We start from the raw sequence: 14,346 nt of genomic DNA, 5'->3' as shown, positions 1-14,346 counted from the left end.
GTTGACGGGCTTCTTCGCGCTGCAAACCCGAGGGACGGACGTCCGTCGCGAGGCGATGGGCGGCCTGGCGACGTTCCTGACGATGTCCTACATCGTGTTCGTCAACCCGGCGATCCTGTCGGCCGCGGGGCTGCCGTTCGACGCGGTCGCCGTGGCCACCGCGCTGGCCGCGGCCGGGTTCACCATCATCATGGGCCTGGCGACGAACCTGCCGTTGGCGCTGGCGTCGGGGCTGGGCATCAACGCGGTCGTCGCGTTCGACATCATCTTGGGCCGCAAGGTCGCGCCCGACGTCGGGATGGCGTGCATCGTCCTGGAGGGCGCGGTCGCGGTCGTGCTGGTGCTGGCCGGGCTGCGCGAGGCGGTTGTCCGCGCGGTGCCGACGTCGCTGAAGCTGGCGATCGGCGTGGGCATAGGGTTGTTCATCGCCTTGGTCGGGCTGCGCGACGGCGGGATCGTCGTCAACGACGCGGCGACGGGCATCGCGCTCGGTGACCTGACGTCCGGCCCGGCGCTGATCGCGCTGGCGGGCATCTTGGTGGGGTTGGGCGCCAGCGCGGCGAACATCCGCGGCTCGGTGCTGATCGGGATCGCGACGGCGACCGTGCTGGGGCTGATCTTCGGCGTGCTCGACGGGCCGGACGCGGTCGCGCGCTGGCCGCACTCGGGCGACTTCTCGACGATCGGCGACGGCCTCGATCCCGATGCGCTCGGCGACGCGCTCACCTGGACGCTGGTGCCGGTGATCTTCGCGCTGTTCATGACCGACTTCTTCGACACCGTGGGCACCGCCTACGCGGTGACGTCCGCGGGCGGCCTGCTGGACGAGAAGGGCGAGGTCCCGAAGATCCGCAACCTGTTGTTGGTGGACAGCGCCGCGGCGGCCGGCGGCGGCGCGATGGGCGTCTCGTCGGTGACGACCTACGTCGAGTCCGGCGCGGGCGTTGCGGAGGGCGCGCGGACGGGGCTGGCTTCCGTGGTCACCGGCGCGCTGTTCGCGCTGACGATCTTCTTCGTGCCGTTGATCGCGGTCGTCGGTCAGGGCGTGGCCGTCAGCAAGGACACCACCATCCATCCGGCGGTCGCGCCGGCCTTGGTGATGGTCGGCTACCTGATGATCCAGCTCGTGCGCGGGATCGAGTGGGAACAGCCCGAGGACGCGGTCCCGGCGTTCCTGGTGATCGTGGGCATCCCGCTTACGTTCTCGATCTCGGCGGGCATCGGATTGGGCGTCTTCGGTTACGTCGTGACGATGATCGCCCGGCGCCGCGTGCGCGAGATCCATCCCATCATGTGGTTGTTGGTGCCTTTGTTCGCCGCTTTCTTCGCCTCCGACTGGTTGAGCGCCAATGTCTTCTGAGCCAGCGGCCCTGCCGTGGGAGGCACCGCTGGGCGCGGTGCCCCTCGGCGACGGGACCGTCCGCTTCCGCGTGTTCTCGCTGGACCACGAGCCGACGCTGGTCGTGAGCGGGCGCGAGCACGCGATGGAGTCCGAGGGGCACGGGACCTGGACCGCGGTCGTCGAGGCCGCCGCGGGCGACGACTACGCCTACGTGTTGGACGGCGGCGCGCCGCTGCCCGACCCGCACACGCGGCTGCAGCCCGAGGGTCTGCGCGGGCCGTCGCGGATCGTCGACCCCGCCGCGTGGACGTGGGGCGACCAGGGCTGGCCCGGCGTCCCGCTGGAAGACCTGGTGGTCTACGAGCTGCACGTCGGGACGTTCACCGACGAGGGCACGTTCGACGCGGTCATCCCGTACTTGGCCGGCCTCGCCGAACTGGGCGTCACCGCGATCGAGCTGATGCCGGTCGCCGACTTCCCGGGCCAGCGCGGCTGGGGCTACGACGGCGTCTACTTCTGGGCCGCGCACCAGGCCTACGGCGGGCCTGACGGACTGCAACGCCTGGTCGACGCCGCCCATTGTGCGGGGATCGGCGTGATCCTCGACCTCGTCCTCAACCACGTCGGCGCGTCGGGCGAGAAGGCAATCCGTGCCTTCGGCCCCTACTTCACCGACAAGTACTCCACCTTCTGGGGCGAGGCCATCAACTACGACGGCGACTGGTCCGGGCCGGTTCGCGAGTGGGCGGTCCAGGCGTGCGAGATGTGGGTCCGCGACCTGCACATCGACGGGCTGCGGCTGGACGCGATCCACGCGATCTTCGACCAGTCGGCCGAGCACGTCGTCGCCGAGGTTGCGCGGCGCGTGCACGCCGCTCGGAGCACGGCGCTCGTCATCGCCGAGTCGGGGCTCAACGACCCCAAGGTGGTCCGCGACGCCGAAGCCGGCGGCTGGGGCTGCGACGCGGCGTGGGCCGACGACGTCCACCACGCGATCCGCACGCTGGTCACCGACGAGTCCGAGGGCTACTACGCGGAGTTCGGGTCGGTCAACGACCTCGCGCACGCTTTCCGCGACCCGCACGTCCACGACGGCCGCTGGTCGGAGTTCCGCAAGCGCCGCTTCGGCGCGCCCGCCGCCGGCTGCCCGCCGGAGCGCTTCGTCGTCTTCGACCAGAACCACGACCAGGTCGGCAACCGCGCGCTCGGCGATCGCCTGCCGCACGAGGCCCGGCCGCTGGCCGCGTTCGCCACGCTGCTGTCGCCCTACACACCGATGCTGTGGATGGGCGAGGAGTACGGCGAGGACGCGCCGTTTCAGTTCTTCACCGACCACATCGACGAGGAGATCGCGACCGCCACGCGCGAGGGGCGCCGCCGGGAGTTCGCGGCGTTCGCGCGCTTCGCGGGCGAGGAGGTCCCGGATCCCCAGGATCCCGCGACCTTCGAGCGCTCCAAGCTCACCCGATCGGAGGATTCGGCGCTGAAAGGGTTGTACGCCGACCTGCTTCGGGTACGTCGCGCGCTGCCCCGCGGACCCGTCGATGACGTCCGGGCCGACTCCGAGGCGCGCTGGATGCGCGTCCGGCGCGGGGATTACACCTTGCTGATGAACTTCGCAGACCAAGAGCAGGTCGTGCCCGGAGAGGCCGTCCGGCAGATCGTGCTCGCCACCCATGAGGCCGCATCCCTACGCGAGGACGGGCTCGTCTTGCTGCCACCCCTCGCCGGCGTCCTCGCCGCGGGGTTCCGCGCATGAGCGCGCGCGACGCCTGGCCAGGAGAGCCGTTCCCGCTTGGTCCCGTATGGGACGGCCAGGGGACCAACTTCTCGCTCTTCTCCGAGAACGCCGAGCGCGTCGAGCTGTGCCTGTTCGACCGCGACGGCAACGAGGAGCGCGTCGACGTGGTCGAGCAGACCGCGCACAACTGGCACTGCTACCTGCCCGGCGTCGGGCCGGGGCAGCGCTACGGCTACCGCGTCTACGGCCCCTACGACCCGGCCCAGGGCAAGCGCTTCAACCCCAACAAGCTGCTGATCGACCCCTATGCCAAGGCGATCGACGGCACGATCGACTGGGACGCCGCCAACGCGCTGCCCTACACGCCGCCCGAGGGCGAGGCGACCGACGACGCCGACTTCGAGTTCGACGACGAAGACAGCGCGCCCGCGATCCCCAAGTGCGTCGTGGTGGATGAGTCCTTCAACTGGGAGGACGACCGCCACCCGCGAACGCCGTGGACCGAGACGGTGATCTACGAGACCCACGTCAAGGGCATCTCCAAGCAGTTCCCCGGCCTGCCGGAAGAGCTCCAGGGCACCTACGCGGGGCTGGCCTCCGACGAGATGGTCGGCTACCTGAAGGACTTGGGCGTCACGACCATCGAGCTGCTGCCGGTGCACCACATCGCCGACGAGTCGTTCCTGCACGAGCACGGCCTGAAGAACTACTGGGGCTACTCGACGATCGGCTACCTCGCGCCGCACTCGCCCTACGCCGCCAACCGCGAGCCGGGCGAGAACCTCAAGGAGTTCAAGGGGATGGTGAAGGCCCTGCACCGCGCGGGGCTGGAGGTCATCCTCGACGTCGTCTACAACCACACCGCCGAGGGCAACCACCTCGGTCCCATGTTGTCGTTCAAGGGCGTCGACAACCAGGCCTACTACCGCCTGTCGCCTGAAGACCCGCACTTCTACATGGACTTCACCGGGACGGGCAACACGCTCAACGCGGTGCAGCCGGCGGTCCTGCGGCTGATCATGGACTCGCTGCGCTACTTCGTCCTGGAGTGCCACGTCGACGGCTTCCGCTTCGACCTCGCCTCGACGCTGGCGCGCACGTTCTACGACGTCGACCGGTTGTCATCGTTCTTCGACACCATCCACCAGGACCCGGTGCTCTCGCAGGTCAAGCTGATCGCCGAGCCGTGGGACGTCGGCCCGGGCGGCTACCAGGTCGGCAACTTCCCGGTGCTGTGGAGCGAGTGGAACGGCATCTACCGCGACACGATGCGCGACTTCTGGCGTGGGCAGGCGTCGATCGCCGACTTCGCCGCGCGCTTCGCAGGGTCCAGCGACCTGTACGCCGACGACGGCCGCTCGCCGTTTGCCTCCATCAACTTCGTCACCGCCCACGATGGCTTCACGCTGCGCGACCTCGTCTCGTTCAACGACAAGCACAACGACGCCAACCAGGAGGGCAACCGCGACGGCACCGACGACAACCGCTCGTGGAACTGCGGCGCCGAGGGGGACACCGACGACGAAGAGGTCCTCAAGCTGCGCTCCAAGCAGCAGCGCAACTTCCTGACGACGCTGCTGCTCAGCCAGGGCGTGCCGATGCTGCTCGGCGGCGACGAACTCTGTCGCACGCAGTTCGGCAACAACAACGGCTGGTGCCAGGACAACGAGATCTCTTGGTACCAGTGGGAGATCGGCGACGAGGGCCGCCAGCTGATGGAGTTCACGCGGCGCCTGATCGCGCTGCGTCGCGGCGAGCCGGTCTTCCGGCGCGAGCACTTCCTGGCGGGCGAGCAGTCTGAGCCGGGGCTGCCCGACGTGTGGTGGTTCCGCCTCGACGGGCGCCGGATGACGCGGCGCGACTGGGAGAACCCGGACCACCGCTCGCTCGGCATCTTCCTCAACGGCCAGGCGACCGGCGCGCGCGACCGCCACGGGCAGCCGGTCGAGGGCGACTCGTTCCTGGTGCTGTTCAACGCGCTGCACGAGGACCAGGTCTTCTACCTGCCCGCGCAGCGCTTCGGGCGGCAGTGGACGGTCGAGCTGTCGACCGCCGCGCCGTGGCTGGAGCCCGGCGCCGAGGACTACAAGGCGCGCGGCGAGTGCTACGTGACGTCGCGGTCGATCACCGTGCTGCGGAGGGCGGCGTGAGCGACGGCCGCGCGCCGCTTCGCGCGACGTACCGGCTCCAGCTCGGGACCGACCTCGACTTCGCGGCGGCCCAGGCGCTGCTGCCCTACATCGCCGACCTCGGCTGCTCGCATCTGTACCTGTCGCCGTCGTTCCAAGCGCGCGAAGGTTCGACGCACGGCTACGACGTCGTCGACCCGGGCCGCGTCAGCGATGCCCTGGGCGGGGAGGACGGCCTGCGCGCGTTGGCGGCGGCCGCCCGCGAGTTGGGCATGGGGTTGATCCTCGACGTCGTCCCCAACCACCTGGCGACCGACGACGCCAACCGCTACTGGTCGGACCCGAAGCTGCGCGAGCAGTTCTTCGACGTCGATCCGGTGAGCGGGAAGTGGCGGCGGTTCTTCGACATCGACGAGCTGGCGGGCGTGCGGATCGAGGACCCAGAGGTCTTCGAGGCGATGTCCGGGTTGGCCATCAGGTTGGTCGAGGAGGGCGTGGTCGACGGGCTGCGCGTCGATCATCCCGACGGGCTGCGCAACCCCTTGGAGTACCTGCGGCGGCTTCGCGACCGCGGCGTCCAACACGTATGGGTGGAGAAGATCCTCGACCCCGGCGAGCATCTGCGCGCCGACTGGCCGGTCTCCGGCACGGTCGGCTACGAGTTCGCCAACGACGTCGCGGCGCTGTTCGTGGATCCGGCGGCCGAGGATCCGCTGACCGAGTTATACGTGTCGCTCGTCGGCGACCCGCGGGCGTTCGGCGAGATCGCCGACGAGGCCAAGCTCCAACAGGCGACCGGGCCGTTCACGCCCGAGGTCGAACGGCTCGGGCGGCTGTGGCCGGAGGTCGCGGAGCTGCTGCCGGAGGCGCTGTGCGCGCTGCCGGTCTACCGCACCTACGTCGAGCCCGACACCGGGCGCGTGGAGCCCGCCGACCGTGAGGCGCTGCGCGACGTGCCGGGGCAAATCCGCCGCGCGCTGACGCTCGACGACCCGTCGGTGCCCGCGGAGTTCGTCTGGCGCTTCCAGCAGACGACGTCGCCGGTGATGGCCAAGGGCGTCGAGGACACCGCCTTCTACCGCTACGTTCGGCTCTTGGCGCTCAACGAGGTCGGCGGCGACCCCGGCCGCTTCGGGATCTCCATCGACACGTTCCACGCCGGCAACGCGCAGCGGCTGCCCGACAACCTCCTGGTCTCCTCGACGCACGACACCAAGCGCTCGGGCGACGTCCGCGCGCGGCTGGTCGCGCTGACGTGGATGGCCGACGAGTGGGCGGGCGCGGTCCGCTCGTGGACCGAGGTGAACAAGCCGCTGCGTGACGCGAAGCGCGGCGCGCCGACGCCGGCCGAGGAGCTGCTGATCTACCAGACGCTCGCCGGGGCCTGGCCGATCGAGGCCGACCGCCTGGAGCCCTATCTGGAGAAGGCGCTCCGCGAGGCCAAGCTGTCGTCGAACTGGATCGACCCTGACTTGGAGCACGAGGCGGCGGTCAAGGCGTTCGCCGTGGCGCTCCTCGACCACGGCCCGTTCCGCTACGGGTTCGACGTGATCGTCTCGCGCGTGGCCGACCTCGGCGTGCGCGTCGCGCTCGCGCAGACGTTGTTGAAGCTGACGGTCCCGGGCCTGCCCGACGTCTACCAGGGCGACGAGCTGTGGGCCTACTCGCTCGTGGACCCCGACAACCGCCGGCCGGTCGACTGGGCCGCGCGGCGCGAGGCGCTGACCGCGCTGCAAGACGGCGCGCCGCCCACTGCCGACACCATCAAGCTGCACCTCGTCGCCGCCGCGCTGGACCTGCGCCGCCGTCGGCCCGAGGCCTTCGACGCGCGCGGCGACTACGTGCCGGTCCCGGCGGGCGACGACGCGGTCGCGTTCGTGCGCGGCGACGCGGTGCTCGTCGTGGTCGCGATCCGCGACGGCGCCACCGGCGCGGGCGGCTGGGAGCTGCCGCCCTCTGTCGCCGGCCGCTGGCGCGACGTGCTCAGCGGCGAGGAGTACGAGCTGCCCGACGGCGCCACGCTCGGCGGCGTGCTCGGCCCGACCGGCCGCGCGCTGCTCGAACGCGTCGCCTGAGCGACGCCCGCGACGACCAGCGCGGCGGCGAGGAGCTGCTGCGGGCCGACCGGCTCGCCGAGCAGCAGCGCGCCGAACGCGAGGCCGAAGGGCGGGACGAGCAGCGCGAACGAGGCGACCTGGCCCGCGGGGTAGGCGCGCATCAGCCAGGACCAGGCGGCGAAGCCGCCGAGGGTGGAGAGGAACGCGATGTAGGCGATCGCGCTGATCGACTTCAGGTCGAGGTGCGCCAGCGCGTCGCCGACCGCGTGCGGGCCGTCGACGAGGAGCGACAGCGCGAGCAGGGGCAGCGGCGGGATCAGCGAGATCCACACCATCAACGCCAGCGGATCGGCGGCGCTCGAGCGCTTCATCATCAGGTTGGCGACCGCCCACGCCGCGGCGGCCGCGACGCACATCGACAACCCCGCCGCGGTCACGCCGCCCTCGCGCGACGCCGCGATCACGCCGATCCCGGCCAACGCGCAACCAAGGCCTATGAGTTGCCCACGCGACGGCGTCTCGCGCAGCACGGCGGCGGCGAGCAACAGCGTGAACGGCGCCTGCGCCTGGAGGACCACGCTCGCCAGCCCGGCCGGCATCCCGACGTCCATCGACGTGAACAACAACCCGAACTTGACCACGCCCAGCGCGACGCCGATCCCGGCGATCAGCCGCCAGGGGATCGGCGGCCGCTTGAAGAAGAACGCCAGCGGCACGCCGACCAGCGCGAACCGCAACGCGCACAGCAGCAGCGGCGGCACCTCCTCCAGCCCGACCTCGATCACCACGAAGTTCAGCCCCCAGGTGGCGGCGACGGCGACGGCGAGCAGGCGGTGGCGAAGGGGCATGGCGACGGTCGATCGCGCGCAACCCGCGCATATCGCGGGTTTCGTGCGATCGGTGGATCTTGGCGGCGTCAATCGTTTAGCACCAGCGATGGTTGCTTGGCGCGGCCGTAAGCTGTGCTTCATGCCGCTGGATGTGAAACGACTGAAGGTGCTCCGTGAGCTGGCCGAGCGCGGGACGGTCGCGGCGACCGCGGAGGCGCTCGCGTTCACGCCCTCGGCGGTCTCCCAGCAGCTCTCCGCGCTGGAGCGCGAGGCGGGTGTGGCGCTGCTGGAGCGCGAGGGCCGGCGGCTGACGCTGACCGACGCGGGCCGCACGCTGGTCGTCCACGCCGACGCGGTGCTGGCCCAGCTGGAGGCCGCGGAGGCCGAGCTGGAGGCGGCGTCCTCGGAGGTCACGGGCACGCTGCGGGTCGCCGCGTTCTCGTCCTTCGCCCGCTCGATCCTGCCGCGTGTGACGGCCGCGATGCTGGGTCACGAGCGCCTCGACGTCCATGTGCGCGACGCCGAGCCCCAAGACTCCGTGCCGATGCTGCGCCTCGGCGAGCTGGACGTCGTCATCGCCCAGCGCTTTCCGTACGTGCCGCGCGAGTTCGGTCCGGCCTTCGGAGTCGTCGAGCTGTTCGACGACCCGCTGCACCTGGCGACCGGGCCGGGCCACGAGGACGCGCCGGCGTCGTTCGCCGCGCTCGTCGGTCGCCCGTGGATCGCCGGCCACCCGGGGACGAGCTGCCACGAGGTCGTCTTGCACGCCTGCCACGCCGCCGGTCACGAGCCGCGGATCGTGGCCTTCAGCAACGACTTCGCCGTGGTCGCCGCGCTGGTCGCGGAGGGCGTCGGGATCGCGATGATCCCGGAGATCGCCCACGACCAGTGCCCGCCATCGGTGACGCTGCGCCCGCTCGATCCGCCGCTCTCGCGCCAGGTCCTGGCGGTCGTGCGGTCCGGTGCCGAACATCGTCCGGCCGTTGCGGCCTTCTTGGACGAGCTGAAGGCCGCCACGCGCTGAAACAGACGTCCAGCCCGAGATGGCGCATGCCCATCATGGTGCGGTCGTGTTCCCTAACGCTGTTTTAACCCGCGCCCGCTCGCTCATCGGCCCGCTGTTGATCGTCCTGCTCGCCGCGGTCGCGCCCACCGTCGCGCAGGGCCACCGGCACCCCCACCCGCATCCGCATCCCGGTGGCGCGTCCACCGCTGCGCCCGCGACGACCGCGGTCCCGCCGAGCACCACCGCACCCGCGAGCACCACGCAGCCGGCCCCGGCCGCCGCGCCCGCGCCCGCGCCGGCCGTCGCCCCTGCCACGTCCACGTCCACCGACGCCGCGCCGCCGCCCACGCTCGGCCAGACCGTCGCGCTCGCCACGGTCTCCGGCACGGTCACGGTCCGCGTCCCTGGCGGCGGGTCGGTCGCGCTGACGTCCGCGGCCACGCTGCCGACCGGCACGCGCATCGACACCCGCGATGGCGAGGTCGAGCTGCGCAGCGCGCTGGACGCCGCCGGGCACACGCAGACCGGCCGATTCTCCGGTGGCGTCTTCGAGGTCCGCCAGCCCAAGGACCGCAAGGGGCTGACGCAGATCGTGCTGGCGGGCGGCGACTGGGCGGGGTGCCGGACCTCGGGCTACGTCTCGCGCGCGGCCAAGGCCACCAAGAAGAAGGCGCGCAAGCCGATCCGCAAGCTCTGGGGCCAGGACAGCAACGGGAGCTTCGAGACGCGCGGCGGCGGCTCGGTCGCGACCGTCCGCGGCACGCGCTGGCTGACCACCGATACCTGCGACGGCACGCGCACGACGGTCCTTGAGGGCGCGGTGTCGGTCAAGAGCCGCGCGACCGGCGCGACGAAGCTCGTCCGCGCGGGGCAGACGCTCTTCGTCAAGCGCTGAACGCGGCGGTCCGCACGAGCTCGCATCCTGGCCAGTCGGCCAAGTAGCCTGTGCGGCAGGTGCCGTTGCGTGTCCTCGTCGTCTCCTGGGAGTACCCGCCGATCGTCGAAGGCGGGCTGGCGCGGGCTGTCCGCAAGCTGAGCGAGGCGCTGGTCGCCGACGAGGACATGGAGGTTCACGTCCTCACCCGCGCGGGCGAGCGCGGGCCATTGGACGAGATCCGCCACGGCGTGCACGTCCACCGCGTGCGCGAGCCCCACTACCCGACCGCGCTGCCGGAGTTCGTGCAGTGGGTCGGGCGGATGAACCACGACCTGCTCGAGCGTGGGGCCGAGCTGGTCGCCGAGCACGACTTCGACCTCGTCCACGGACACGACTGGCTCGTCGCGGTCGCCGCCAAGCGATTGGCCGATCGCGCCCAGATCCCGTTCGTCACCACGGTGCACGCGACCGAGCACGGGCGCCACCAGGGCTGGGTCCACAAGCCGCCGCAGTCCGACATCCACCGCACCGAGCGCTGGATGGTGCACGTCGCCGACCAGGTGCTCGTCTGCTCGCACTACATGCGCGGGCACGTCTCCGACGTCTTCGGGATCGCCGAGGACCGCGTCGTCGTCGCGCCCAACGGGATCGACCCCGGCGACCTGCAACCCGTACAAGACCTCGACGCGCTGCGCGCGAAGTTCGCCAAGCCCGACGAGAAGTTGGTGCTGTTGGTCGGGCGGTTGGTGTATGAGAAAGGCTTCCAGCACGCGCTGGAGGCGCTGGCCGGCAAGGACGGCGTGATCGCCCGCGTCGGCGGCGTCCGCTTCCTGGTGGCGGGGTCCGGCACGCACGAGTGGGAGCTGAAGGACCAGGCGCGCCGGCTCGGGCTGACCGACCACGGCACGTTCATGGGGTGGATCGGCGACGACGTCCTGCACTCGCTCTACCGGATCGCGGACCTGACCGTGGTCCCGTCGATCTACGAGCCGTTCGGGCTGGTGGCGCTAGAGGCGATGGCGAGCGGGTGCCCGTGCATCGTCGCCGACACCGGCGGGCTGCGCGAGGTCGTGCCCAACGAGCGCGTTGGGCTGCGCTTCCAGAGCAAAGACCCCAAGTCGCTCGGTCGCCACATGGAGCGCGTGCTGACCGACGACGCGCTGCGCGACCGGCTCATCGCCGAGGCCTCCGAGCACGTGCTGCGCTTCGACTGGTCTGACGTTGCGCGCCAGACGCACGCGGCGTACCGGTCGCTGCTGCGCGGCGTGCCCGTCGCCTAGCACCGTCTACCGCGTGGTCTTGGTGAAGGTGGTGGCCTTGACCTGGCGGTTGCCGGCCAGGTCGGTCGCGACCAGCGAGAACACGTGCTTGCCCAGGCGCAGCGCCGGCGTCGTGAGGCGGTAGACCGCCGGGCCGATCATCTGCGTCTTCAGCTTCTGGGTCTTGGTCTTCGCGCAGCGGCGCTTGCCGCAGCGCACCTTGTAGGTGGTGGTCACCCTGCCGGTGATCGTCTTCAGGCCGGAGCTCGGCAGCGGCTCGATCGCGGTCACGTCCAGGCGGCAGACCGTACGCGAGCACTTCGACTTGATGACCTTGGCGCGCGGGGCGACGGTGTCGGCGGTCGTGGCGATCGTCGGCGTGGTGGTGCGCGGCGGGACGACCACGACCGTCGGGCCTGAAGGCGTCGCGGCGGCGATCGTGACCGGCGCCGAGGTCGCCTCGGCGGTTCCGGACAGGCCGTAGGCGGTCACGACGCAGGTGACCGAGGCGCCGAGGAGCGCGGCGGGGATCGTCAGCGTCGTCGATCCGTAGGCGATCGGCGTGCCGTTGGCGCGGAACTCGACGTCGTAGTTGAGCGCGTTGCTCCACCCTCCGAGCTCGCAGAACAGGCGGTTGCCGGGCGTCGGCGTGCCGGTGAGCTCCGGCGCCGAGGTGTTGACCGGGTCAGATACCGCGTAGCCGACGCCGCGCTGGGCGAGGAAGGCGTGCAGTTGGGTGTTGGCGACGCGCGCGTAGTAGCCGGGGTAGCCAGGCCAGGCGCAGCCGGCACCGCCGCTGACGATCCCGGCCAGCGCGAAGGTGGCGCCGCCGGTCGGGACGGCGAGCGGTCCGCCGGAGTCGCCCTGGCAGGCGTCCTTGTTCTCCTGGCCGGCGCAGAGGAGCTGGTCGGCGTCAAACGGCGCGTAGACCGTGGCGCACGTGGTCGACGTGTGCAGGCCGTTGGCGACCTGGAGGTCGTTGGCGGCCGTGCCCATGGTGGTGTCGTTGGGCGAGCGCTGGGCGGTCGAGCCCCAGCCGCTGAGGCGCAGGTTGGTCGTGGCGTCGAAGACCGTGGAGGCGTCGGCCAGCGGGATCGCGGCGACGGTCGTGCCGTTGAGCGTGAAGCCCGGCGCCTGGAGCGTGAGGATCGCGGCGTCGCCGGTCGCCTCGTAGGGGTTGTAGGCGGGGTTGAGCGTCACGCCGACGACCGCGGGGTGCTGGCCGGCGCTGAAGCGGCTGGTGATGCCGGCGCGGACGGTGAGCGCGCTCGGCGAGGTGATGACGCCGGTGTCCTCGTCGTAGACGCAATGGGCGGCGGTGACGACGTGGGTGGCGTCGAGGATCGAGCCGCCGCAGAGGTGACCGGGCGGGAGGACGAGCGCCTGCCACGGGGCGTCGGCGCTGCTCGCGGCGGTGGTGCCGCCGACGACGTGCTGGATCGGCTTGGCGCTCGCCGTCGTTGAGACAGCGAGGCCGGTGGTCGCAAGCAGCGCGAAGAACGCGGCGAGGGCACGTCGCATGTCCCTTGCAACGGCACGGAGGACCGAGAACTTGAGCGCTGGATGCGGGGTTTTGGCCGCGGCTGTTCACGGACAAATCGAGGAATCTCGACTGAGATTGTGTAGAATTGGCTCAGATGGCCGATCACCAGAACACCATGGTCGCCACAGACGTCCACCAGCACCTCTGGCCTGAGGGGTTCGTCGCCGCGCTGGCCGCGCGCTCGGACGCCCCCGCGGTCCGGCGTGACGGGCGCGGCTGGGTCATCTCGGTGCCCGGCGAGCCCGACAGCCCGTTCGGGACCGCGACCCACGACCCGGTCGTCCGGGCGGCGGGGCTGCGCGCGACCGGGCTCGATCGCGCGTTGTTGTGCATGTCGACGCCGCTGGGGGTGGAAGCGCTGGACGAGGATCAGTCGCGCCCGCTGCTCGACGCCTGGCACGACGGCGTCTTCGCGGCCGGCGACGTGTTTGGGGTGTGGGGCGCGCTGCCGGTCCACGGCGCGGTGCCGGGCGACGTCGACGCGCTGCTCGATCGCGGCGCGGTTGGGATCTCGCTGCCGGCGGCGGCGCTGGCCTCGCCGTCTTTGGTCGAGGCCGCCGGGCCGGTGCTGGCCGCGCTCGCCGCCCGCGACGCGCCGCTCTTCGTCCATCCGGGGCCGATTGGCCCGCCTGCGGCCGCACGCGACGACGGCGACGCCGCCTGGTGGCCCGCGCTGACCACCTACGTCAGCGACGTCCACCTGGCCTGGCACGCGTTCCTCGGCTGGGGCCTGCCGTCGCACCCGACGCTGCGCGTCTGCTTCGCGATGCTCGCCGGCCTGGCGCCGCTGCACGCCGAGCGCCTGTCGTTGCGCGGCGGTCCGGCCGAGGCCATCAACAACGCCAACCTCTTCTACGACACGTCGTCCTACGGCCCGCGCGCGATCGCGGCGATGGCCGGCGTCGTCGGGGTCGACCAGCTGGTGACGGGCTCTGACCGTCCCGTCGTCGACCCGCCGTTGCACCCACCGCTCGGCAAGGACGCCGACGCGCTGATGTCCACCACCAACGTCCACCGGCTGCTGCACGGGAGGAGCGTCCCCACATGATCCGTCGACCGCACCACGATCGCGACCTGTCCCGCGCCGAGCTGGAGCTGGCCGCCGTCGACATCCTCAGCCGCCGCGAGGAGTGGGAGGAGCACATCCGCCACGACCCGAGCGGACTGCGGACCTACCACCTGCTCGAGAAGGACGACCACCTCGAGGCCTGGCTGATCTGCTGGAACGACGGCAACGACACCGGCTTCCACGACCACGACGACTCCCACGGTGCCGTCGGCGTCGCGGCCGGCCACGTCCGCGAGGAGACCCTCGCGCTCGGCGGCGATCCCGCCGTGCGCGAAGTCGGCCCCGGCGCCGTCTTCTCCTTCGACGCCACCGACATCCACCGCGTCCTGCACCTCGGCGACGACCCTGCGGTCACCATCCACCTCTACTCGCCGCCGCTGCGTCGCATGGGCGCCTACGAGGTCCTCGAAGACGGCCGCCTCGCGCGCCGCTCGATCTCCGCCGAGCAGGAGCTGGTCGCGCCGACCCACTAGCGGCCACGACGTGGTTGACT

General features: G+C 71.5%; 10 protein-coding genes and 1 pseudogene. 9 read left to right on the top strand and 2 right to left on the bottom strand.

Annotation, left to right across the window (positions count from 1 at the left end):
• Position 1 precedes the first annotated feature (1 nt).
• The 4 genes and pseudogenes from ACT01A_RS09670 to ACT01A_RS09655 form a co-directional block, all read left to right on the top strand.
• Positions 2-1,360 (top strand): NCS2 family permease, encoded by a 1,359-nt coding sequence (locus ACT01A_RS09670; protein ID WP_445152036.1) that lies wholly within the window; start codon positions 2-4, stop codon positions 1,358-1,360.
• The gene (gene treZ / locus ACT01A_RS09665; protein ID WP_445152035.1) at positions 1,350-3,101 is read left to right on the top strand and encodes a malto-oligosyltrehalose trehalohydrolase; all 1,752 of its coding nucleotides are present in this window, start codon (positions 1,350-1,352) and stop codon (positions 3,099-3,101) included. The genes ACT01A_RS09670 and treZ overlap by 11 nt, the downstream gene beginning before the upstream one ends.
• Positions 3,098-5,233 carry a glycogen debranching protein GlgX gene (glgX, locus tag ACT01A_RS09660; protein WP_445152034.1) on the top strand — a complete coding sequence of 712 codons (2,136 nt, stop codon included), beginning with the start codon at positions 3,098-3,100 and terminating at the stop codon, positions 5,231-5,233. The genes treZ and glgX overlap by 4 nt, the downstream gene beginning before the upstream one ends.
• Positions 5,143-7,086, top strand: a pseudogene (locus ACT01A_RS09655) (alpha-amylase family glycosyl hydrolase); the annotation flags it as partial. The gene glgX and the pseudogene ACT01A_RS09655, both read left to right, overlap by 91 nt.
• Here the strand turns inward: ACT01A_RS09655 and ACT01A_RS09650 are convergent.
• Positions 7,050-8,117: an EamA family transporter gene (locus tag ACT01A_RS09650; RefSeq protein WP_445152033.1), complete on the bottom strand. Its 1,068-nt coding sequence runs from the start codon at positions 8,115-8,117 to the stop codon at positions 7,050-7,052. The pseudogene ACT01A_RS09655 and the gene ACT01A_RS09650 sit on opposite strands and share 37 nt — an antisense overlap.
• Before the next feature lie 121 nt (positions 8,118-8,238).
• Between ACT01A_RS09650 and ACT01A_RS09645 the strand changes: the two genes are divergently transcribed.
• Genes ACT01A_RS09645 through ACT01A_RS09635 form a run of 3 tightly spaced genes read left to right on the top strand, consistent with a single transcriptional unit; the run spans position 8,239 to position 11,262 of the window.
• A complete protein-coding gene (locus tag ACT01A_RS09645; RefSeq protein WP_445152032.1) occupies positions 8,239-9,123 on the top strand; it encodes a LysR family transcriptional regulator in 885 nt (294 codons plus the stop codon).
• Positions 9,124-9,169: 46 nt separating this feature from the next.
• Positions 9,170-10,000, top strand: a complete 831-nt coding sequence (locus tag ACT01A_RS09640; RefSeq protein WP_445152031.1) for a hypothetical protein — start codon at positions 9,170-9,172, stop codon at positions 9,998-10,000.
• Positions 10,001-10,059: 59 nt separating this feature from the next.
• Positions 10,060-11,262 carry a glycosyltransferase family 4 protein gene (locus ACT01A_RS09635; RefSeq protein ID WP_445152030.1) on the top strand — a complete coding sequence of 401 codons (1,203 nt, stop codon included), beginning with the start codon at positions 10,060-10,062 and terminating at the stop codon, positions 11,260-11,262.
• A 6-nt stretch (positions 11,263-11,268) separates the two neighbouring features.
• Here the strand turns inward: ACT01A_RS09635 and ACT01A_RS09630 are convergent, their stop codons facing one another.
• On the bottom strand, positions 11,269-12,762 hold the full coding sequence (locus ACT01A_RS09630; protein ID WP_445152029.1) for a S1 family serine peptidase: 1,494 nt from the start codon (positions 12,760-12,762) through the stop codon (positions 11,269-11,271).
• 116 nt (positions 12,763-12,878) lie between these two features.
• On the opposite strand from ACT01A_RS09630, the gene ACT01A_RS09625 reads away from it, so the two are divergent.
• Entirely contained in the window at positions 12,879-13,832 is a 954-nt protein-coding gene (locus ACT01A_RS09625; protein WP_445152028.1) for an amidohydrolase, read from the top strand.
• Positions 13,829-14,326, top strand: a complete 498-nt coding sequence (locus ACT01A_RS09620) for a cysteine dioxygenase (RefSeq protein ID WP_445152027.1) — start codon at positions 13,829-13,831, stop codon at positions 14,324-14,326. The genes ACT01A_RS09625 and ACT01A_RS09620 overlap by 4 nt, the downstream gene beginning before the upstream one ends.
• Positions 14,327-14,346: the final 20 nt, after the last annotated feature.

Source organism: Baekduia sp. Peel2402 (assembly GCF_052567285.1).
Note: the sequence above shows the minus strand (reverse complement) of the source record. Positions and strands in the feature narration are given on the sequence as shown.

What these genes read in the sequence shown, in the direction of transcription:
- treZ (WP_445152035.1), top strand. Translation starts at nt 1,350, where the DNA reads ATGTCTTCTGAGCCAGCGGCCCTGCCGTGGGAGGCACCGCTGGGCGCG.
- glgX (WP_445152034.1), top strand. Translation starts at nt 3,098, where the DNA reads ATGAGCGCGCGCGACGCCTGGCCAGGAGAGCCGTTCCCGCTTGGTCCC.
- ACT01A_RS09650 (WP_445152033.1), bottom strand. Translation starts at nt 8,117, where the DNA reads ATGCCCCTTCGCCACCGCCTGCTCGCCGTCGCCGTCGCCGCCACCTGG.
- ACT01A_RS09645 (WP_445152032.1), top strand. Translation starts at nt 8,239, where the DNA reads ATGCCGCTGGATGTGAAACGACTGAAGGTGCTCCGTGAGCTGGCCGAG.
- ACT01A_RS09630 (WP_445152029.1), bottom strand. Translation starts at nt 12,762, where the DNA reads ATGCGACGTGCCCTCGCCGCGTTCTTCGCGCTGCTTGCGACCACCGGC.
- ACT01A_RS09625 (WP_445152028.1), top strand. Translation starts at nt 12,879, where the DNA reads ATGGCCGATCACCAGAACACCATGGTCGCCACAGACGTCCACCAGCAC.
- ACT01A_RS09620 (WP_445152027.1), top strand. Translation starts at nt 13,829, where the DNA reads ATGATCCGTCGACCGCACCACGATCGCGACCTGTCCCGCGCCGAGCTG.